This window comes from Type-E symbiont of Plautia stali (assembly GCF_059731115.1).
The window spans coordinates 981,170-1,000,166 of sequence record NZ_AP035906.1; the positions used below are offsets into that span (position 1 = coordinate 981,170).

Genomic DNA, 18,997 nt, shown 5'->3' on the forward strand with positions numbered 1-18,997 from the left:
ATACTGACTGCTGTCTGACTAACAGGAGGAATGACATGACCATTCATAAGAAAGGATCGGCCCATTGGGAAGGCGACATCAAAGGCAAGGGTACCGTGAGCACCGAAAGTGGCGTGCTGAGCAACCAGCCTTATGGCTTCAATACCCGCTTTGAGGGTGAGAAGGGCACCAATCCGGAAGAGCTGATCGGTGCAGCACATGCGGCATGCTTCTCCATGGCGCTGTCGCTGATGCTGGGTCAGGCTGGCCATCCGCCAAAAAGTATCGACACCACGGCGGATGTGTCGCTGGACAAAAAGGGTGAAGGTTTTGCCATCACTAAAATCGCCCTCACCAGCACCATCGCGCTGCCGGGCATCGATAGCGCCAAATTTGATGAGATTATTCAGAAAGCTAAAGCTGGCTGCCCGGTGTCACAAGTCCTGAATGCTGAAATTAGCCTGGACTATACGCTGAATAATTAATCGCCCTTACGCTTTACCAGCGGTAGAATAACGATGCGCCTCAGGGCGCATCGTTGCTTTCTGCCGTCTGGAGGATGCGTGGGGAAAAAACTGGCTGCAACTAAACACTGGAAAATGATTGTGGTGCTGCTGTGCATCTGCGGCGCGCTGATGCTGATTCGCTGGGCGGCGATGATATGGGGTTGAAAGACTGGATCTGCCGCCATAAGCTCGGCGTGCTAGTGATGGTGATTCTGGTGCTGGAAGGGGTGCACTATCTGCTGACCGCCTCCTGGTTGCCATGGCAACTTGGTTGATTCAGGCGTACTCGCTGTCCGGATGGCGAACATTACGCACACTGCTGCGCGCAATGCGATAGGCCTTGCGTGGGTCGCCCGCCACAAACTCAAAAGTCGGCGAGTAGTAGAATGGCAACCAGCCTTCAAAGCTGCTCTCCCACTCCCAGCGCACCGGGCAGGGCCAGAGAATGCCATCATACAAAATGTAATAAACCCAGCGTCCGTTTGGACGACGGGGGCGAGTTTTCTTCATGGGATTCACAACGGTAATAGTGTAAAGCAGCTTATATTTTGGACGCTAAGCGCCGATCTTGCAATGCCGTCTGGCTTATTTTTGTACAGCTTAAATAAAACTGGCACCGAATTAACGGTGCACTTCCCCGCACAGCAGGACCACATTCGGTCGAACTTTATGGATGCGGTCGGCCATTTGCTCACAGGCCACTTTGGTTGGGTAGATACGTTCTGACACCGGTAAGGCGTCACAGGCATCATGTCCACACGCGCTCACTAACAACACAAAACCAATCAGCATGATTGGACTCCTTAAACACGTTCCTGATGATACGGAAGCAGTGGCTGTTCGTTCCTTTTTTTAATCCAGTATAGCCAAACGGCAGCAGAGTCAATGATCACCCCGAGCGGCCTTGTGGTGCGAACGGCGAGATTATAACCAGACCGACGCACAACAGCAGTACAATCTGGGCTAAACTGTGCGGCCCTGACAAAAATGATGAGTGAGTGACCAATGTTGAACGAAATTGCCCATCCGGCTAGCAGCCCTAAACAAGCCGCACTGCAACTGGTGATTGAACTGGTGCGTGCAGGCAAACTCAGCCCAATGCAAGGCGATGCTTCAAACATGATTTCTATCTACGAGCAGTTCAAAGCCCATTTTGAGGCGGACAAACACAAAGACTCGGCGATTTCCTGATGCTTTAATTCTGAAAACAGCGCAAGAGATTGCGCTGTTTTTTTATGCGTAAAACCAGGCGGGCAGAATCGCGATCAGGTTATTCAGCGTATGCAGGAAGATGGGCAGCGCGAGGCTATTACTGCGCAGACGGGCGTAACACAGCAACAGTGAAAACAGCGTCAGGGCCACGATGGTTTCCCAATGCACGTATTGCGTGTGCATCGCGGCGAACAGCAGCGAGGTGAGCAGCATGCAGGCGAAGCGACTCTTCGGTGCCCACAACAAAAATCCTTGTAACAGAAAACCGCGGAACAACACCTCTTCAAACACCGGTGCCAGCAGCACCGCAGTCAGCAGCAGGATCAGCATCGAACTGCGTCCCTGTTGACTCTGCGCAATCAACCAGCCTTCCGGTTGCAGGAATTGCGTCTGCGCCACCATCAGCGCCACCAGCGCACCCACAAACAGCAACGCCTGGCCGGGACGCAGATATCCCAGTGGAATGTCAGTCCGGCGTTGGCAGTAAAAACGATACAGCGGGTAGATCACCGCGAATTCAAACAAGCAGAGCACCGGCACCAGTAAACCGTTATTGCGCAGCGCCCCGTAGTTGGGAAACAGCGTAATCAGCATGGTCACAACGTAATACACCACAAAGCTCGCGGCGTAGAACAGCGTCAGCGTCACTTTGTCGGATTGGGTGTCCATAGTCAGCTCAATGGGCAGAGGAAAACGCATAGTAGCAATGGCGATCATTGCTGTCGAGATGGCCCCACACAGAATTGCACTGCTCAAAAATTCCGCCGCGAGGACTAAATCTGCAGCGGCCTGCGCCGATAACCAAAAAAACCATTACAGGACGGAGGCGCATCGAAAGCGCACCCTGTCTTCTTTTTTGCTGCCTCTGTTTGCGAGCACATTGCATGAATTCTGAGTATCACCGGCACGCGACCTTGCCTGCCAGGGCTAATATGGAAGCACACACGGTACGGGTGACGCGACGCAGTCTGCGCACCTTAACGTCGCTACTCTTTGGCGTGCTATTGCTTTCTGTCGTAATGGTGCTGGTGATTGCCCATCGACAAAACACTGACTCCATCCAGCAGGATGTCAACCTGATGCGCCAGGCCTGGCAACAGCAGCAGGAGAAGATGATCACCGATGTACGTGATTACGCCAACTGGGGTGAAGGCTGGAAGAATCTGCACCTGACGGTAAATAAAGTCTGGGCGTGGGACGAGGAGAACTTAGGGCCGGGACTGTATAAGGAGTATCACTATGACGGCGTGTTTGTCATCGATGGTGCCGGCAAAACGCGCTATGCGGTAGTAGATGGCAAATTGTCAGAGGCTTCGCTGGAGAGTTGGCTGGGCGGGCAAACTGCACTGTTGTTGGCCGCCGCGCGTCACCAGCCTGACGATGGCATTACGCGCAATGCGATAATCAATCAACAGCCGGCATTGGTGGTAGCCGCGCCGATCACGCCAGGCAAGGTACCCGATCTTCCCACTATTCCGGGCCCAGCTTCGGTGATGGTGTTCGTCAACATCATGACCCCGGAAAAATTGCAGGCCTTTGGCAAGGCACTCAATGTTATTGCGCCGCGCATCGCCAATGGCTTAAACGATGCGTTGTATGAACCGCGGCTGGCCGAACCGGTGATTCAGGGCGAGCCGCTGGTATTGCGCTGGCAGGCCAAAAATCCCGGTTTTGGCGTGATCTGGCTGATGATGCCACTGTTGCTGTTTACGGCGCTGGCAGTTGCGCTGGTGACACGCCGTGTCATTCGCCATGCGCTGCATAACGCCGTCATTTCCGATCGTCGCTTTGAAATGCTGGCCATCAGCCAGCGTGAACTGGCCAACAGTGAAGAGCGTTTCCGCGACCTGGCTGAAGCCGCTTCGGACTGGATTTGGGAAGTGGACGATCAGGGGCGCCTTTGCTATCTCTCCTCGCGCTTTGCGGCAGTCACCGGACACGATATTAAAAGCTGGATTGGACGCCCGCTAGATCAACTCCTTAGCCATCCTAGCCATTCACTGGTGGCCTGGCTGCTGCGTCAGGGCGATGAAATGCAGCATGTGCCGCTGCGCTGCCAGTTTATGGCCGCCAATGGTGAGCGTCGTATCGGTGAACTGATGGCGAAAACTATTCGCCGCAACGGCTTGCGTACCGGCTTTCGCGGTGCAGTATCTGATATCACCCATGAAGTGGATGCGGAAGCGCGCATCCAGTTCCTGTCACGCCACGATCTGCTCACTGGCCTCGCCAACCGCATGCAACTGCAGGAATTTCTGACCACGCATCTGGAACACGCCACGCAAGCGTCACCGCTGTTTGTGATCAGCTTCGATCTGGATCAGTTCAAACCGATCAACGATTCATGGGGCCATGCGGTGGGCGATGTGGTGCTGAATGAGATTTCTCAGCGGCTGAAAAATCTGATTGGTCCCGATGAACTGGCGGCACGGCTGGGCGGGGATGAGTTTATTCTGTTGCTGCGCGAAAGCTCGCGTGCCGGGCTGGAGTATCGTTGCCGTGCGCTGCAGCGCGCCGTCCATCAGCCAATTATCACCGGATCACACCAACTGAGCCTTACCGCCAGCATGGGGATTGTCAGCGCACCGCAGGATGCCAGCCAGCCGGAAGCCTTGCTGCGACTGGCGGACATTGCACTCGGTCAGGCACGCACGGCTGGACGCGATCGCTGGGTGTGGTACTCCAACGATATGGCCAACCATATTCAATCGAAACGCGATATGGTGCAGGCGATTGAAGAGGCACTCCGCAACAATACGTTTTCCCTGCACTATCAGCCGCGTTACCAGCTGCAAAGTGGACAGCTGGCTGGCGCAGAAGCGCTGATTCGCTGGCAAGTGGCTGAGGATCAATGGATTACCCCTGACCGCTTTATTCCGCTGGCGGAAGAGAATGGGTTGATCGCTGCCATCAGTGACTGGGTGCTAATGCGCGCCTGCCATGATGCCAGCGATTGGGGCGACCAGCGTTACGTATCCGTGAACATCTCTCCGGTGGAATTCCGTAACAGCGATCTGGTGGATCGTGTCGCACACGCGCTGGCGGTGAGCGGTTTACCAGCCACACGGCTGGAACTGGAGATCACTGAAAACGTGACCTTCGAGCATCCCGATCGTGCGCTGGAAATCATGCAGGGGTTGCGTGCGCTGGGCGTGCGGCTGACGGTGGATGATTTTGGTACTGGCTATGCTGCCTTAGGCTATCTCAAAACCTTCCCGTTCAATGGCTTGAAAATCGATCGATCATGGATGAAAGAGTTCCCGGAATCCAGGCAGGCGCAATCAGTGGTGGCGGGGATTGTCGGATTGGCGCGGGCATTTGCACTCACCATCACGGCAGAAGGGATTGAAACCGAAGCGCAGCTCAATGAGCTGAAGGCGCTTTCCTGTGAAGAGGGGCAGGGCTATTTTCTCGGCAAGCCAATGCCACTTGGGGCGTTTAAAGTGCGCTTGCAGGATGAAAAAGAAGCCGCTCAATAAGTGCGGCTTCTCCGTCGTGGCGGCCGTTTAGCCGCCAGTATCATCAGGGCTTAACGCACCCGCACCGCAATCACGGTCATCAGGATGGCAAAACCGATAAAAATGGCGAGTTCCATTATCGTCTCCTCAGATAATTCTTAGTTAATTGTAGTGTCTGAGCGCATAAATTTTAGACACGACGTGCGATTAATCCTGGGAAGTGAGAGGGAAATCTCGTGTTAGAGCACAATTCTTCGATTAATCCACTGGCATTATTTTCACATCAGCGGCTTGCTTTGTTACTCTCGGGAACGGTTCGTTTTCTATCCAGGAGGAGAAACTTGTGACCCATTATGGAAAAGCGTTACTGGCCACGGCCTTTTTTGCCTTAACCGCCTGTCAGTCCGCCAGCAAACCAGACAGCACCGCTGCCGTCAGCCACGATCCCGAAACCGATCAGTGTGGCGCATCGCAATATCAGAATTATATCGGCCAGCCACTGAGTAGCCTTGATACCCAACGCTTTGCGGTGCCGGTGCGCGCCATTCCGTGGAACGGTGCCGTCACCATGGACTTCAACCTGCGCCGCCTGAATTTTACTGCTGATCAGAGTGGTAAAATTTCGCGGGTTTATTGCGGATAAATTCAAACGGACATCGCATTGTCATCGGGCTGTCATGGCGCCGGGCGAGGATAGCTGCGCATTACGGAGATTTCCTCGTCACTCTCGAATATGCAATGCTCGTCTTGTTTCTTCCCGCCTCGGCGGGAATTTTTTTATCTATTAATCCGTACTGGATTGATGAGGAGCGACGATGAGACACACCAAAAAAATTCTGCTAATCACCCTGCTATTAAGTCCACTGGCGCACGCCTCGAGCGAAGCCGCCTGGCAGCAAAACAGCCAAACCCGGCAGCAAGCCTGTCTGAAAGCCAGCGGCCTGAAAGGGGTGAAGGTGGTGGGGAAACCGATTCAGTATGACGACAGCGTCGGCTACGACGCGGTACTGCTGGAAGGGCGTTATCCGCAGAAGCACATGAAAAATCAGATTGGGCGTGAGCTGTGCCTGTACCAGCGTACAAGCGGAAAAGCGGTGGTCAGCGAGGCCGATCACCTGCGCGCAGTGAAGTAACACGATATGGAGGCGCGCCCGCTTACGGCGCGTCTTGAAATCCCTGAACGCTGTAAATGTCCTTTAAATCCGCCGCACACAAGGCGATTTCTTCGGTGGTTTAATGACGGCACCTTACGGCTTTTGTTGCCTGTCTTCCAGCAACTGCGCCAACAGATTGCGATAGCTTTGGAGCTGCTGCTCATCCCCTTCAAACTCCAGTTTGGCAATCACCCGCGCAATGATCGCTTTACTGGTCGCGGGCTGACCATCATCCATCAATTCGCGCATGATCGCTGCCAGCAGATCGCTCTCGTGCGGCGCATGCCAGGCAGGACTGTTGAAGTAGTCGGTAATCGCCCGGCTGGCGCTGTTAGGATGTGCTCTCATGGCTGACCTCCGCAGAGACAACGATGCCCACCGCCGTTTATTGGCAGCATTGGGAAACATGGGTTAAGCATGGGAACTGTCCAGAACGGGCAGCGCCTCGCCAGCGATGGCCGGTGATTTTTTAAACATAGATGCGGCGTCGAATATTGTCAGTAATGGATAGACATATTTTTTCACGTTTGCTCTCTATCGCGATGCGCTTATCTTGCTGAGTTGTTTGTTTCAGCACATAAAGACACTAAAAATCGTGCCCCTTACACTATTTGCTGTGAGCAGAATCACGCACGGCAGCGGAAAACTGCGTTTTTAACCCGATGCCATGTTTTGCCGTCCAGCGATGTTATGAGGTTGTTAGACTGAACCCTCATTTCATTTTTTCTGATGTAGATGCCCATGCTACGCTCCATCGAGTCCTGGAAGGTCAATCTGATTTCGGTCTGGTTTGGCTGCTTTTTCACTGGATTGGCCATCAGCCAGATCATTCCCTTCCTGCCGCTCTACGTTGAGGAACTCGGTATCCATGGCACCAATGCACTGAGCGTCTGGTCGGGTCTCACCTTCAGTATCACCTTCATCGTATCTGCTGCGGTGGCACCGCTGTGGGGCAGTCTGGCTGACCGCAAAGGGCGCAAGCTGATGCTGTTACGCGCATCCTTTGGCATGGGCGCGGTGATTCTGCTGCAGGCGTTTGTGACCGAAGCATGGCAACTGCTGCTGCTGCGTGCGCTAATGGGCCTGACATCCGGTTATATTCCTAATGCGATGGCGCTGGTGGCCGCTCAGGTTCCGCGTGAGCGCAGCGGCTGGGCATTGAGCTGTGTCTCCACCGGACAAATTGGCGGCGTGATTTTGGGGCCGATGATTGGCGGGCTTCTGGCTGACTGGCTGGGACTGCGCATGGTGTTTATTGTCACGGCAGTGCTGTTGATGGTGAGCTTCCTTGTCACGTTGTTCCTGATCAAAGAGACCGGCTACACGCCAGTGAGCAAGCAGGACAAAATGAGCGGACGCGAGGTGTTCCGCAGCCTCGACAATCCTCGCCTGATGATGTGTCTGTTCGTCACCACCATGGTGATCCAGATGTGTAACGGCTCGGTGAACCCGATCCTGACGCTGTTCGTGCGTGAGCTGGCGCCCGATGCGCAGAATCTGGCCTTCCTCAGTGGAGTGATTGCCGCACTGCCGGGCGTTTCGGCGCTGATCTCCGCCCCTCGTTTGGGTAAGCTGGGCGATCGCATTGGCACGCAGCGCATTCTGATGGGCACCATGCTGTTTTCTCTGGTGTTGCTGATGGCGATGTCATTCGTTACCAGCGCCACTCAGTTAGGCGTGCTGCGTTTCCTGCTGGGCTTTGCCGATGGCGCGATGATGCCTGCAGTACAAACGCTGCTGGTACGCCACTCGCGCGATAATGTCACCGGACGCATCTTTGGCTACAACCAATCCTTTATGTATCTCGGCAACGTGGCCGGCCCGCTATTGGGTGCGGCGGTGTCTGCTGCGACCGGCTATCGCTGGGTCTTCTTCGCTACCGCCGTGGTGGTGCTGTTGAATGTCCTGCTTCTGCGCCGCTTCTATCGCCGCCCGAAAACCGAGCTGTCTCCACCGCTGAGCCAGCAAGGTGAGGCGGCGAAGAAGTCTACTGGCGCAGCGTCAGCGCGTAGTGCCACTGCTGCTGAGAAAGCAAAAACTCCGGGCTGACGCTGGGGCTCCAGGAATCGTCACCGCCCACGCCCATATGGAAGCCATCAAGGTGCAGCCAACAGCCTTCTTCTTCCCGCAACAGATGGCGATGCGAGGTATCACGCAGCTGTTCGAGGCTGAAGCGGCTGAGCGAGAACGCAAAATCGCCGCTCGCCTGCCAGCTGCCGGTATCAAGCTGGCGCGTACCGCAGCGCAATCCATTTTCACCGGGAAACACATAGGCGGTACTCAGCGAAGTCAGCGGCTGCTGCCAGTGTGAAAACTGCGCCGCCAGCTGACGATCCGGATAGTTTTCATGCGGGCCCAGGCCGAGCCAGCTCACACTCTGCGGCGCGCTCCTCAACTGACAACGCAACCCGATGCGCGCGGGAGCAGGCAAGCCCGGCGCCTGTTGCACCTCGACACTGACGCTCAACTCACCGTTGCCACCGATCTGATAACGCTTGTGGCTGGTAAAGATCACCTGCCCATTGGCCTGCCACTGATGCCAGGTTTCAATCAGCACGCTGTGTTTCAGACTATCGACCTGCATATCCTGCAGCACTGCTTCCAGCTGGTTATAGCCCGCGTGTTTCCAGCGCTCCACCCAGGCATTGGGATCGACATTGGCGGCTTCACTGGTGCCGATATCGTTATCAATCGGCGCGCGTACAAAGCACTCCTGCAATGACGTCAGCATTGTCTCTTCATCGTTAACAAACCACTGCACCAATTCCCCACTGCGGCGCGAGAAGTGCCAACGCTGTTGCGGCAGTTGCACGGCAACCAAATCGTGATTGGCTATCAGCTCTGGCGCGGTGGGCGTGGCATCAATCACACGAGGCATTAACGCGGCGGGCAGCGGCCACTGATCCCAGGCCACGCGGGCATCGGCTTCCGACCATGCGGTGGCAGCGATCTGATGTACCGCGAGATTCAGCCACGCATTCCCTTGTAAATGTTCAGCGGCTGGAATATTAATCGTCTGGCTGCCCTGCGCGACGAGATGCAGCGGCAGTTCGCCCTGCGCGACGGAAACGCCATCCTGTTCAATCGACCAGCGCAGCACTTCATTATCGCTGCTGCGGAACAGGTACTCGCTGGAGATCGTGAAACGCCAGGCATTACTGGCATCGCGCTGGAACTGGAAGAATTGCTGCGCACGCTGCGCTTCAAACAAAGCCGGATGCGGCGTTCGATCGGCAAACACCAGACCGTTCATACAGAACTGGCGGTCGTTAGGCGTGTCGCCAAAATCGCCGCCGTAAGCCTGCCATGGCTGGCCTTGTTCGTCATAACGCGTCAGGCTTTGATCGACCCAATCCCAGACAAAACCGCCCTGCAGGCGCGGGAACTGACGGAAAGCCTGCCAGTATTTGGCGAAGCCACCGAAGCTATTGCCCATGGCGTGCGCATACTCGCAGAGGATCAGCGGACGCGTTTCACCCGGCAGGCCAATCCATTTTTTCAATGACCACTTCGGTACGGCAGGGAAGGGCTGATCCTGATCAACGCGCGCATACATTGGGCAGACAATATCGGTGGCGGCAGTATTGGCGCCACCGCCTTCATATTGCACCGGACGGGTCGGATCGCTGCTTTTCACCCATTGATAGAGCGCATCATGGGTACTGCCATGGCCGGACTCATTGCCGAGTGACCAGATGATGATACAAGCGTGGTTACGATCGCGCTGCAACATGCGCGTGACGCGCTCGCTATAGGCGGCGAACCAGCGTGGATCGGCCGATAAACGGTTCATGGGCTGCATGCCGTGGGTTTCAATATTGGCCTCATCGACGACATACAGGCCATATTCATCGCACAGGCGATACCACAGCGGATGGTTGGGATAATGCGCACAGCGAACGGCGTTGAAGTTGTGGCGTTTCATTAATTCAATATCGCGCCGCATGCTGGCTTCATCCACCACCTGGCCATTTTCCGGATGATGTTCATGACGGTTAACGCCGCGAATCAGCAGGGCCTTGCCGTTGACGCACAGTTGACCGTTTTCAATGCTGACACGCCGGAAGCCGACATCGTAGGCTTCGGCTTCAATCACCTGCCCGTTGTCATCCAATAGCGTCACCACGGCACGATAGAGATGGGGCGTTTCCGCACTCCACAGCAGGGGATTTTTTATCGGCAGCACCAGCAGCGCGCGCTCTGGGTAATGCCCACGTTCGTCAATCACCGCACTGCCCGGCGCTTGTTCTTCACTGCCGATGCAGGTTTCGTCCTGCCACAGGCTCACACGCAGACGGCACTGATTAAGCGGGTGTTCGCCGGCGTGAATTTTGACACTCACGCGCAGATCGCCACGGATATATTCCGGGCTCAGCGCCGTTTCGATTTGCACATCGGCCAGTTGAGTCGATGGCTTATGCAGCAGGCTGACGTCGCGGAAAATCCCGCTCATGCGCCACATATCCTGATCTTCTAAATAGCTGCCATCGCTCCAGCGCAACACCATCACTGCCAGTCGGTTCTGGCCACGCTGTAATGCCTGACTGAGATCAAACTCGGCGGGCAGGCGGCTGTCCTGTGAATAGCCGATCCACTGGCCGTTACACCACAGGAAAAAGGCCGAGTTAACGCCGTCAAACACAATGCGCGTTTGTCCTTGCGTCAGCCAACTCTCATCGACATTGAATGTGAGCGAATAACATCCGGTGGGGTTTTCCTGAGGAACAAACGGCGGGTTCACAGGAATCGGATATTGCACGTTAGTGTAGATTGGCGCGTCAAAGCCATGCAGCTGCCAGTTTGCAGGCACGGGCAGGGAGTGCGCGCCAGGCAAATCCTGCAGCAACCAGCTTTGTGGCACCGCTTCAGGCTGTGAGAAATAGCTGAAACTCCAGTGTCCATTCAGTAACTGGTGTGATGGAGAAGGGGCATCGTCGCGCGCACTGACTTCATCGCGCCAGCTGGAAAACGGCGGATGGGCACCCAGACGGTTCAGGCTAGTGATCACCGGATTTTCCCAGTCGCGACGCGCCAGGATATCACTGAGAGAAAGGGTGGGCAGGGTCATGGTAAGATCTCATTGATTGTAATGCGCTCACATTGCGTCATTTCGCGCGGCGTGTAAAGTGATCGACCGCCCGCAATGGTTGAAATTTTCTTCAATATGATGATGCCTCTGTGGTTTTTTTGCGGGCGTAGTGCCAGTAATTTGTTAAGCGTGGTGAGCAGAGATGAATAGCGCCGGGTTGCAGAGAATTCTGTATTGTCGTGCCCGTTACCGCCTCATACACTCAGCCCGATTTCACCATCCAGAGGTAATTATGGTCCGTATTATTAAAATCGCTGCCGTTGTGGCATTGGTGGCCGCGCTGAGCGGTTGTATCTTCCCACCGCCGGGTGGCGGAGGCGGTTGGGGTGGTCCTGGCGGCGGTGGCGGTCCAGGGCATGGCTTTATGGGACCCCATTAATTAGCGCCAGACGTTAATGCATGATTACGCGCGAAACGTTTCGAAGAAGCATGACCAATGAAGTGAAACGTTTCGCCGTTACATATTGAAATTCCGTTTCTTTTTTAACGCTGCGCTTATTCTAAAATTTAAGCAAACCGCCAAAAATCCCTGTTGTTTTAACCCCCTCAATGCTAACGTCTGTTTTCCATCTCTTATTGAGCCTGTCGCATGAAAAACCTTATCGCGGAACTTCTGCTAAAACTGGCTGAGAAAGAAGAAGAGTCAAAAGAATTAGTGGTCCAGGTAGAGGCATTAGAAATTGTGCTGACGGCCATGCTGCGTAAGCTGGATCCTGAACAATTCAACGAGATTGCGGCCGGTATCGCCACCGCGATGCCTCCACTTGCCCCTGCGGCAGAAACCCCAGATACCACTCTGCTGCGTAACTACGTTGAAAAGCTGCTGAATCATCCCCGCGTGTAAGCGTCACGCCACGCTGAAGAACCGATTTTGCTGTTAGCGTGCTCGCAGCAAGCTCTGGACGAGGGAATATATTTTTTTCTGCATTGCTTATTTCCTGCCATGATTAAGAGGCAATAATTCTATGGAGATTCCGGCAATGAAATCGTGTCTTTTGGCAATGATAGCAGCAGGCCTGCTGTTGGCGGGCAATGCGGGTGCAGCAGAGAAAACCGCCCAACAAAATAAAATGACCATGTGTAATCAACACGCATCTTCTCAGGATTTAAAAGGGGATGCGCGTAAATCCTTCATGAGCGACTGTCTGAAAAAAGACAGCAAGATGGGCAGCATGACGCCGCAGCAAATGAAGATGAAAACCTGTAATACCGACGCGGCTGATAAAAAACTCAGCGGCGATGCACGTAAGACCTTTATGAGTTCCTGCCTGAAAAAAGCCTAATCGAATTGCACCTGATTTAAGGGTTCATACTGTGTATGAGCCCTTTTTTATTGCTTCTCACTCGCTCCCATTCACCGGTCAGAAGAAAAAGTAATAGCCGGAGCGTCGTCACATTTTAAACGCGGTGATGCTGCCAGGATGCATTAATCCTAAATAAGGACTAATTAAAAAATAATCTATCCTTCCCCTCGAACCGGATGCTTTCGTCGGGCAGATTTGACCTGTGGAGACGGCTATGAATGTGCTTGATTATGCTGTGATGGCGCTCTATGCGCTGATGATAGTGGCCATTACGCTCTGGGCGATGCGTAAAGTCGGCAGCACGCGTGATTTCTTTGCGGCAGGCGGGAAAATGCCCTGGTGGTTGTCGGGCGTCTCGCATCATATGTCCGGCTACAGTGCGGCCGTGTTCGTGGCCTATGCGGCAGTGGCTTATAACATGGGCATCACCATCTATTTCTGGTGGGCGTTTCCCATCTCCGTTGCGGTATTAATCGGGTCGCGGTTGTTTGCTCCACGCTGGGCCAGACTGCGAATCCATATGAATATCGAATCGCCGATGGAGTACCTCGCCACGCGTTATAACCTGCCAACGCAAATGGTGCTGGCGTGGAGTGGGGTGCTGCTGAAAACCTTCGACGTCGGCGCCAAATGGGCCGCCATTGCCGTAATCATCAATGTCTTTACCGGGTTAGATCCGTTGATTGGCATCTGTATCTCCGGGGCGCTTAGCCTGTTTTATACCGTGATGGGCGGTTTATGGGCCGATGCCTGCAATGATTTCGGCCAGTTTGTGGTGCAGTTTGTCGCCGCGATGGTCATGGTGGTGGCCGTGGCGATGCATCTGGGCGGTTTCGGCGAGCTACTCACCATCTGGCAACACCTGCCTGCCACCCACACCGACATCGTTCAGGAGCCGTATACGCTCGGCTTTATCCTCGCCTACTTTGTGATTTACACCCTGAGCTACAACGGCGGCACCTGGAATCTGGCACAGCGCTTCATCGCCGCACCGGCGGGTCGCGATGCACGTAAAGCGGCGTTGCTCTCGGCCGCACTTTACCTGATCTGGCCGCTGATACTGTTCTGGCCGATGTGGGCGGCACCGCTGCTGTTCCCCAATCTTAGCGATCCCTCACGTTCATACTCTGTGATGGCGATGGAATTACTACCGAATGGGTTAATAGGATTAGTGCTGGTGGCGATGTTCACTCACACACTGTCGATGACTTCATCAGATGCCAATGCCATCACGGCGGTGGTTACGCGTGACATTCTTCCCGGCATGCTGCCGCGCCATTTTCAGCGCGGTAAAAGCTCGCTGCTCGTCGCGCGTCTGACGGCTTTTCTCTTCATCATCACCACGTTGATTATCGCCATGAATGCCAGCCGTTTCGGCGGTGTGCTGTCTCTGCTGATTATCTGGTTCGGTGGATTAGTGGGGCCCATTTCGATTCCGATGCTTTTAGGCTTACTGCCCGCATTTCGTCGTAGCGGCAGTGCCGCGGCGCTGATGAGTTGGGCCGTGGGCGTGGGCACCTTTTTCTGCGTGAAATTTATCTTTACTGATGTCAGCACTGCCACTCAGGTGGCCGCCCCCGTGATGTCATCGCTGATGCTGTTTGTGGTGATGGGATGGCTGCGTCGTGCACCGGTCAGTCCGGAAGTCGACGCGCTGCTCGCGGCACTCAATCAGGATCAGGATATGCCCGCCAGTGCGCACTGGCCGAAAAGTCACAACGCTTCTCAGGAGGAATAAGAATGACGCTTTTACAACAGGGAAAGCGCGACCGCTTGTGGGTCAAGCGCTTCGCCCATCGTGATGCATTAGGTATCGCGGCGGCAGAGGATGCCATCGCCCATTTGCAGCAATTACTGCAACAGCAGGGGGTGGTGCGGATGGTATTTGCTGCCGCCCCCTCACAACATGAGTTTCTTGCCGCGCTGGCTGCCGCGCCGAATCTCGACTGGTCGCGTATTCACGCGTTCCATATGGATGAATACATTGGGTTGAATGAAGATGCGCCGCAGCGCTTTAGCCATTTCCTGCGTGAACATCTGTTTGACCGGGTACAACCTGGCGAAGTGTATCTCATCCCTTCAGGTGGCGATCCTGCGGGAGTGTGTCGCGAATATGCGCGCAAGTTGGAGGCGGCACCGATCGATGTGGTCTGTCTGGGCATTGGTGAAAATGGCCATCTGGCCTTTAACGATCCGCCGGTAGCGGATTTCAGCGATCCGCTTAGCGTCAAGACAGTGCAACTGGATCACGCCTGCCGTCAGCAGCAGGTCAACGACGGCTGTTTCCCCACACTCGAGCAGGTGCCGACGCACGCGGTGACGCTGACCATTCCCGCTTTGATGCGTGGCACCAGGTTGTTCTGCATGGTGCCGGGTGCGACCAAACGGGCAGCGGTGCAGGCAACATTGCACGACGCGATATCCACGGCTTGCCCGGCAACCCGATTGCGCCAGCATCCCAACTGCACGCTATATACCGACGCCGATGCCTGCGCGGAGGTGATTTTTGACTGAAATGCTATTACGCGGTCGCGATTACCGCACGCTGGATCCGATTGAGCTCTACATGTGTGAAGGCCTGCTGGCAGAGGTGCGATCGTTGCCAGAGCCCGACAACGATCTGATTCTGGCGCCGGGGCTGGTGGATTTGCAAGTTAACGGCTTTCAGGGCGTGGACTTTAATCACTTTCCTTTTAGCGAACAGGATGTGCTGGATGCCACGCGCGCGTTGTGGCAACAAGGGGTCACCAGCTTTATGCCGACGGTGATCACCGCTCAGCCCGGGGAGATTGCGCAAGCGTTGCAGCAGCTGGCCAGCGCCTGTGAGCACTATTCGGACGTCGCGCTGGCGGTGCCGGGTTTTCATCTGGAAGGGCCATTTTTGTCACCGGAGGACGGCCCGCGTGGTGCGCATCCACGGGAGGCGATCTGTGCGCCGGATATGTTCCTGTTTGAAAGCTGGCAACGGGCCGCGCAGCAGCGCATTGGTTTGCTGACGCTCTCACCGGAATGGCCGCAAAGCGGCGAGCTCATCCGGCATTGCGTGGCGCAGCAGGTTCGGGTGGCGATTGGGCACACTTCGGCCTCTGCCGCGCAGATTCATGATGCGGTGCTGGCAGGCGCTTCGCTTTCAACTCATCTGGGCAATGGTGCGCACCTGCAACTGCCGCGCCATCCCAATTACATCTGGCAGCAGCTGGCGGAAGATGCGCTGGCGGCCACGCTGATTGCCGATGGTAATCATCTGCCCGCAGAGGTGTTGAAAGTCTTTATGCGGGCAAAAGGCGAGCAGGCGCTGCTGGTGAGTGATGTGACCTGCTTTGCCGGGCAGCCGCCAGGGATTTACGATTCGGCAATAGGTGGACGTGTGCAGTTGAGCGTGGAAGGGCGGCTCAGCATGGCGGATGCGCCCCAGCTGCTGGCCGGTTCCGCGCGTGGGCTGCTGGATGGCGTCAATTTTCTGCTGCGGCAACAATTAGCCTCTTTGCCGCAGGCGATTGAGATGGCATCGATTCGTCCGGCACGGCAGTTAGATTTGCCACAGCAGCATGGGTTGGCACCCGGCGCGCCGGCGGATGTGTTGTTGCTGAAACCCCAGCCAGATGGGAGCGTGGCGTTAGTTGCGTGTATCAAACAGGGCAAAAAGGTGTGGCAAACGGCTTAGCCTGAAGCGCGATTTTATTTTCCTCACTAACGGTGTGATAAGTAATAGCTTATCCGCCGTTACGCTTTGTTTCTCCAGCGAAATCCTCCTGCTTTGCCAGGCTTACTGTTTGTAGGGATGTAATGTCGTCAAATCCAATAACAACGCAGGAGGCTAATCGTGAGCTATCAATCTGTCGTGGAACTCAAGTCGCTGGCGCAGCGCAAACCCACCAAATTCACCGTGGGTGATATCGATATGGTGCTGGTTCGCGATGGCGAACGGGTGCAGGCGTTGCAGGCAAAGTGTCCCCATGCGGGAGCGCCGTTAGAGCAGGGCGCAATCTGCGGCGGTAAGCTGGTGTGTCCGTGGCACAAGGCGGTATTTCAACTGCGTGATGGCAAAATGTGTGAGCCGCTGGCATTGGCCAATCTTAAACGCTATCCGGTGCGTGTTGAACAGGGCAAGGTGCTGGTCAATCCGCAGGCGATGTCGCCTGCCAGCGCCCCCGCCGCTCAGGGCGAATCGCCGGTGTGCGTGATTTTAGGTTCTGGAGCCGCAGGCAGTGCGGCGATCTGGACGCTACGTGATGAAGGTTTTAGTGGCCGCATTGTGCTGGTGGAGCGCGAATCTGCCGCCCCTTACGATCGCACCGCGCTGAGCAAATTTGTGCCCTCGGGAAAAATGGCGATCGAGGATGTGCCTAAACTGCTTAAGCCGGATGTGCTGGGTTCGCTACAGCGCATTCAGGGTGAGGTCGCGCAACTCAAGGCGCAGGATCAGACGTTGATTCTTGCGGATGGTCAGACAGTGAAATTTGACCAGCTACTTATTGCCAGCGGCGGCGTGCCGCAGCCGCTTAACATCCCCGGTAAGGATTTGCAGGGGGTGCATCTGTTACGTTCGCTAAATCAGGCGGATGAACTGCTCAAACAGGTGGATCAAACAGAGCAGCTGGTGATAATCGGCAATAGCTTTATCGGTATGGAGATGGCGGGCGCGCTGCGCAATCGGGATGTGGATGTCACGGTGATTGCCCGTCATCCACTGCCGTTTGCAAAGCAGTTTGGTGAAGAGATTGGACGCCATTTTTACGAACTGCATCGCAGCAATGGGGTGAAATTTGTTGAGGGTAAGCCGGAAGCGCTGGAAGGGGATGAGCAGGTGCGTGCGGTGCGCCTAAAAGGGGGTAAATCCGTGCCAGCAACTCAGGTGCTGTTTGCCACTGGCGTGAAACCGGCGACAGATTTCATCCACGATTTGCCACTGCAGGACGATGGCAGCCTGCTCGCCGATGGGCAGCTACGCGTTGCTGAAAATATCTGGGTCGCGGGTGATATTGCCAGTTATCTCACGCCGCGTGGCCCGCAGCGCATTGAACACTATCGTGTGGCACATCAGCAGGGACGTATCGCGGCACTCAATATGCTGGGTAAAGGAGTGATGTATGATCGCGTGCCGTTTTTCTGGACTGCGCACTACGGCACGCGCTACGAATATCTGGGCCATGCCGAAGAGTGGGACGACTACCGACTGCTGGGATCGCTTCAGGACAAAAGCTTTATCGCCTTTTACTGTCGTCAGGGCATCATCGCGGCGGTGTGTTCAGCTGGGATGTACACGCTGACCGCGACGCTGGTGGAAGCCATGCAGCAACCGATGACGCTGGCGCAAGGGCTAGCGCTATTTGAAGCCTATCAGGGACAGGGCGCGTAAAGGGGGGCAAGACTGGGCGGGATCAGGTGCGCGGACAGACGCACCTGATGAAACCCAATAGGTTACTGCTTACTTAATGCTTCGGACTTGGCCATGCACTGCTGCATCGCGTTGATCACCGCCGCGCGGAAGCCTTTCTCCTCCAGCACTTTCACCGCTTCGATGGTGGTACCGCCAGGTGAGCACACCATATCTTTCAATTCGCCAGGGTGTTTACCGGTTTCCAGTACCATCTGCGCAGAACCTTTTACCGCCTGCGCGGCAAATTGATAAGCCTGCGCACGCGGCATACCGCCGAGCACGGCAGCATCTGCCATTGCTTCGATAAACATAAATACGTAGGCCGGAGCCGAACCACTCACACCGACCACGGCATGAATCAGATATTCATTTACCACCGCCGCTTTGCCGAAGCTCTCGAAGATGCCAACCACTTCGTCGACTTCATGCGGTTCCACCAGTACGTTAGGGGTAATCGAAGTCATGCCTTCGTTCACCAGCGACGGTGTATTCGGCATCACGCGGATGATTTTGCGGTCGTGCCCCAGCACGGCGGCCAGTGAATCGAGGGTGACGCCTGCGGCGATCGACACCACCAGCGAATCCTTCTTCAATTGACCCGCGAGATCTTTCAGCACTTTGAGAATCACATTCGGTTTCACGGCACCAAACAGGATATCGACTTCACGTGCCAGACTCTCTGGGCTTTCAGCCGCTGTCACGCCATATTGCTCTGCCATCGCCTGATTGGTGGCCGGTTTGCGGTCGCAAACCCAGATGTTAGCCGGGGCAATCAGCCCGCTGTTGACCAGTCCGCTGATAATGGCCTTCGCCATATTGCCGCAGCCGATAAACCCGATTTTCTTCTCCAGCATCGCTCTATCCTTTAAGTGTTCATTTTCTCGTGCGAGTTAGCTTACGACAGCTGTGCTGAAT

General features: G+C 55.4%; 20 protein-coding genes. 14 read left to right on the forward strand and 6 right to left on the reverse strand.

The window, feature by feature from the left end:
• The first annotated feature begins 35 nt into the window (after nt 1-35).
• Both AC6I8L_RS04380 and yniD read left to right on the forward strand, forming a co-directional pair.
• Nucleotides 36-464, forward strand: a complete 429-nt coding sequence (locus AC6I8L_RS04380) for an OsmC family protein (RefSeq protein ID WP_034830472.1) — start codon at nt 36-38, stop codon at nt 462-464.
• Between the two features lie 78 nt (nt 465-542).
• Nucleotides 543-650 carry a small membrane protein YniD gene (gene yniD / locus AC6I8L_RS04385; RefSeq protein WP_097117533.1) on the forward strand — a complete coding sequence of 36 codons (108 nt, stop codon included), beginning with the start codon at nt 543-545 and terminating at the stop codon, nt 648-650.
• A 111-nt stretch (nt 651-761) separates the two neighbouring features.
• On the opposite strand, the gene AC6I8L_RS04390 is transcribed toward yniD, so the two are convergent.
• Both AC6I8L_RS04390 and AC6I8L_RS04395 read right to left on the reverse strand, forming a co-directional pair.
• On the reverse strand, nt 762-995 hold the full coding sequence (locus tag AC6I8L_RS04390) for a hypothetical protein (RefSeq protein ID WP_034830475.1): 234 nt from the start codon (nt 993-995) through the stop codon (nt 762-764).
• A gap of 111 nt (nt 996-1,106) precedes the next feature.
• Nucleotides 1,107-1,277 carry a hypothetical protein gene (locus tag AC6I8L_RS04395; protein WP_007887091.1) on the reverse strand — a complete coding sequence of 57 codons (171 nt, stop codon included), beginning with the start codon at nt 1,275-1,277 and terminating at the stop codon, nt 1,107-1,109.
• A gap of 213 nt (nt 1,278-1,490) precedes the next feature.
• Between AC6I8L_RS04395 and AC6I8L_RS04400 the strand changes: the two genes are divergently transcribed.
• Nucleotides 1,491-1,676 (forward strand): hypothetical protein, encoded by a 186-nt coding sequence (locus tag AC6I8L_RS04400; RefSeq protein WP_034830477.1) that lies wholly within the window; start codon nt 1,491-1,493, stop codon nt 1,674-1,676.
• Nucleotides 1,677-1,718: 42 nt separating this feature from the next.
• Here AC6I8L_RS04400 and AC6I8L_RS04405 read toward each other — a convergent pair whose 3' ends face one another.
• Nucleotides 1,719-2,366, reverse strand: coding sequence for a CPBP family intramembrane glutamic endopeptidase (locus AC6I8L_RS04405; protein ID WP_034830547.1), 648 nt, complete (start codon nt 2,364-2,366; stop codon nt 1,719-1,721).
• Nucleotides 2,367-2,581: 215 nt separating this feature from the next.
• Here AC6I8L_RS04405 and AC6I8L_RS04410 point away from each other — a divergent pair, with 215 nt between their 5' ends.
• The 3 genes from AC6I8L_RS04410 (at nt 2,582) to AC6I8L_RS04420 (ending at nt 6,288) form a co-directional block, all read left to right on the forward strand.
• Entirely contained in the window at nt 2,582-5,176 is a 2,595-nt protein-coding gene (locus AC6I8L_RS04410) for a bifunctional diguanylate cyclase/phosphodiesterase (RefSeq protein WP_058961475.1), read from the forward strand.
• A gap of 322 nt (nt 5,177-5,498) precedes the next feature.
• Nucleotides 5,499-5,798, forward strand: coding sequence for an I78 family peptidase inhibitor (locus AC6I8L_RS04415; RefSeq protein WP_045833892.1), 300 nt, complete (start codon nt 5,499-5,501; stop codon nt 5,796-5,798).
• 172 nt (nt 5,799-5,970) lie between these two features.
• Nucleotides 5,971-6,288: a hypothetical protein gene (locus AC6I8L_RS04420; RefSeq protein ID WP_058961474.1), complete on the forward strand. Its 318-nt coding sequence runs from the start codon at nt 5,971-5,973 to the stop codon at nt 6,286-6,288.
• A gap of 114 nt (nt 6,289-6,402) precedes the next feature.
• Here the strand turns inward: AC6I8L_RS04420 and AC6I8L_RS04425 are convergent, their stop codons facing one another.
• On the reverse strand, nt 6,403-6,657 hold the full coding sequence (locus AC6I8L_RS04425) for a biofilm development regulator YmgB/AriR family protein (RefSeq protein ID WP_034830488.1): 255 nt from the start codon (nt 6,655-6,657) through the stop codon (nt 6,403-6,405).
• Between the two features lie 393 nt (nt 6,658-7,050).
• Between AC6I8L_RS04425 and AC6I8L_RS04430 the strand changes: the two genes are divergently transcribed.
• The gene (locus AC6I8L_RS04430) at nt 7,051-8,358 is read left to right on the forward strand and encodes a multidrug efflux MFS transporter (protein WP_058961473.1); all 1,308 of its coding nucleotides are present in this window, start codon (nt 7,051-7,053) and stop codon (nt 8,356-8,358) included.
• Here AC6I8L_RS04430 and AC6I8L_RS04435 read toward each other — a convergent pair.
• Nucleotides 8,297-11,377, reverse strand: coding sequence for a beta-galactosidase (locus AC6I8L_RS04435; RefSeq protein ID WP_058961472.1), 3,081 nt, complete (start codon nt 11,375-11,377; stop codon nt 8,297-8,299). The genes AC6I8L_RS04430 and AC6I8L_RS04435 overlap by 62 nt on opposite strands.
• A 253-nt stretch (nt 11,378-11,630) precedes the next feature.
• Here AC6I8L_RS04435 and AC6I8L_RS04440 point away from each other — a divergent pair, with 253 nt between their 5' ends.
• The 7 genes from AC6I8L_RS04440 (at nt 11,631) to AC6I8L_RS04470 (ending at nt 18,061) form a co-directional block, all read left to right on the forward strand.
• Nucleotides 11,631-11,777 (forward strand): hypothetical protein, encoded by a 147-nt coding sequence (locus AC6I8L_RS04440; RefSeq protein ID WP_167347131.1) that lies wholly within the window; start codon nt 11,631-11,633, stop codon nt 11,775-11,777.
• 210 nt (nt 11,778-11,987) lie between these two features.
• Entirely contained in the window at nt 11,988-12,242 is a 255-nt protein-coding gene (iraP, locus tag AC6I8L_RS04445) for an anti-adapter protein IraP (RefSeq protein ID WP_034830496.1), read from the forward strand.
• A gap of 136 nt (nt 12,243-12,378) precedes the next feature.
• Nucleotides 12,379-12,681 carry a PsiF family protein gene (locus AC6I8L_RS04450; RefSeq protein WP_034830548.1) on the forward strand — a complete coding sequence of 101 codons (303 nt, stop codon included), beginning with the start codon at nt 12,379-12,381 and terminating at the stop codon, nt 12,679-12,681.
• A gap of 235 nt (nt 12,682-12,916) precedes the next feature.
• Complete coding sequence (locus AC6I8L_RS04455) at nt 12,917-14,440, forward strand: sodium:solute symporter family protein (RefSeq protein WP_058961471.1); 1,524 nt, start codon at nt 12,917-12,919, stop codon at nt 14,438-14,440.
• Nucleotides 14,441-14,442: 2 nt separating this feature from the next.
• Nucleotides 14,443-15,216, forward strand: coding sequence for a 6-phosphogluconolactonase (locus AC6I8L_RS04460; RefSeq protein WP_058961470.1), 774 nt, complete (start codon nt 14,443-14,445; stop codon nt 15,214-15,216).
• A gap of 1 nt (nt 15,217) precedes the next feature.
• Nucleotides 15,218-16,366: an N-acetylglucosamine-6-phosphate deacetylase gene (locus AC6I8L_RS04465; protein WP_064511358.1), complete on the forward strand. Its 1,149-nt coding sequence runs from the start codon at nt 15,218-15,220 to the stop codon at nt 16,364-16,366.
• 159 nt (nt 16,367-16,525) lie between these two features.
• Nucleotides 16,526-18,061, forward strand: a complete 1,536-nt coding sequence (locus AC6I8L_RS04470; RefSeq protein ID WP_058961468.1) for an FAD-dependent oxidoreductase — start codon at nt 16,526-16,528, stop codon at nt 18,059-18,061.
• Nucleotides 18,062-18,123: 62 nt separating this feature from the next.
• Here AC6I8L_RS04470 and proC read toward each other — a convergent pair whose 3' ends face one another.
• Complete coding sequence (gene proC / locus AC6I8L_RS04475) at nt 18,124-18,936, reverse strand: pyrroline-5-carboxylate reductase (protein WP_034830503.1); 813 nt, start codon at nt 18,934-18,936, stop codon at nt 18,124-18,126.
• Nucleotides 18,937-18,997: the final 61 nt, after the last annotated feature.

Excerpts from the sequence above, each read along its gene's own strand:
- AC6I8L_RS04380 (WP_034830472.1), top strand. The coding sequence starts at position 36 with ATGACCATTCATAAGAAAGGATCGGCCCATTGGGAAGGCGACATCAAA.
- AC6I8L_RS04390 (WP_034830475.1), bottom strand. The coding sequence starts at position 995 with ATGAAGAAAACTCGCCCCCGTCGTCCAAACGGACGCTGGGTTTATTAC.
- AC6I8L_RS04395 (WP_007887091.1), bottom strand. The coding sequence starts at position 1,277 with ATGCTGATTGGTTTTGTGTTGTTAGTGAGCGCGTGTGGACATGATGCC.
- AC6I8L_RS04400 (WP_034830477.1), top strand. The coding sequence starts at position 1,491 with ATGTTGAACGAAATTGCCCATCCGGCTAGCAGCCCTAAACAAGCCGCA.
- AC6I8L_RS04405 (WP_034830547.1), bottom strand. The coding sequence starts at position 2,366 with ATGGACACCCAATCCGACAAAGTGACGCTGACGCTGTTCTACGCCGCG.
- AC6I8L_RS04410 (WP_058961475.1), top strand. The coding sequence starts at position 2,582 with ATGAATTCTGAGTATCACCGGCACGCGACCTTGCCTGCCAGGGCTAAT.
- AC6I8L_RS04420 (WP_058961474.1), top strand. The coding sequence starts at position 5,971 with ATGAGACACACCAAAAAAATTCTGCTAATCACCCTGCTATTAAGTCCA.
- AC6I8L_RS04425 (WP_034830488.1), bottom strand. The coding sequence starts at position 6,657 with ATGAGAGCACATCCTAACAGCGCCAGCCGGGCGATTACCGACTACTTC.
- AC6I8L_RS04430 (WP_058961473.1), top strand. The coding sequence starts at position 7,051 with ATGCTACGCTCCATCGAGTCCTGGAAGGTCAATCTGATTTCGGTCTGG.
- AC6I8L_RS04435 (WP_058961472.1), bottom strand. The coding sequence starts at position 11,377 with ATGACCCTGCCCACCCTTTCTCTCAGTGATATCCTGGCGCGTCGCGAC.
- AC6I8L_RS04440 (WP_167347131.1), top strand. The coding sequence starts at position 11,631 with ATGGTCCGTATTATTAAAATCGCTGCCGTTGTGGCATTGGTGGCCGCG.
- iraP (WP_034830496.1), top strand. The coding sequence starts at position 11,988 with ATGAAAAACCTTATCGCGGAACTTCTGCTAAAACTGGCTGAGAAAGAA.
- AC6I8L_RS04450 (WP_034830548.1), top strand. The coding sequence starts at position 12,379 with ATGAAATCGTGTCTTTTGGCAATGATAGCAGCAGGCCTGCTGTTGGCG.
- AC6I8L_RS04455 (WP_058961471.1), top strand. The coding sequence starts at position 12,917 with ATGAATGTGCTTGATTATGCTGTGATGGCGCTCTATGCGCTGATGATA.
- AC6I8L_RS04460 (WP_058961470.1), top strand. The coding sequence starts at position 14,443 with ATGACGCTTTTACAACAGGGAAAGCGCGACCGCTTGTGGGTCAAGCGC.
- AC6I8L_RS04465 (WP_064511358.1), top strand. The coding sequence starts at position 15,218 with ATGCTATTACGCGGTCGCGATTACCGCACGCTGGATCCGATTGAGCTC.
- proC (WP_034830503.1), bottom strand. The coding sequence starts at position 18,936 with ATGCTGGAGAAGAAAATCGGGTTTATCGGCTGCGGCAATATGGCGAAG.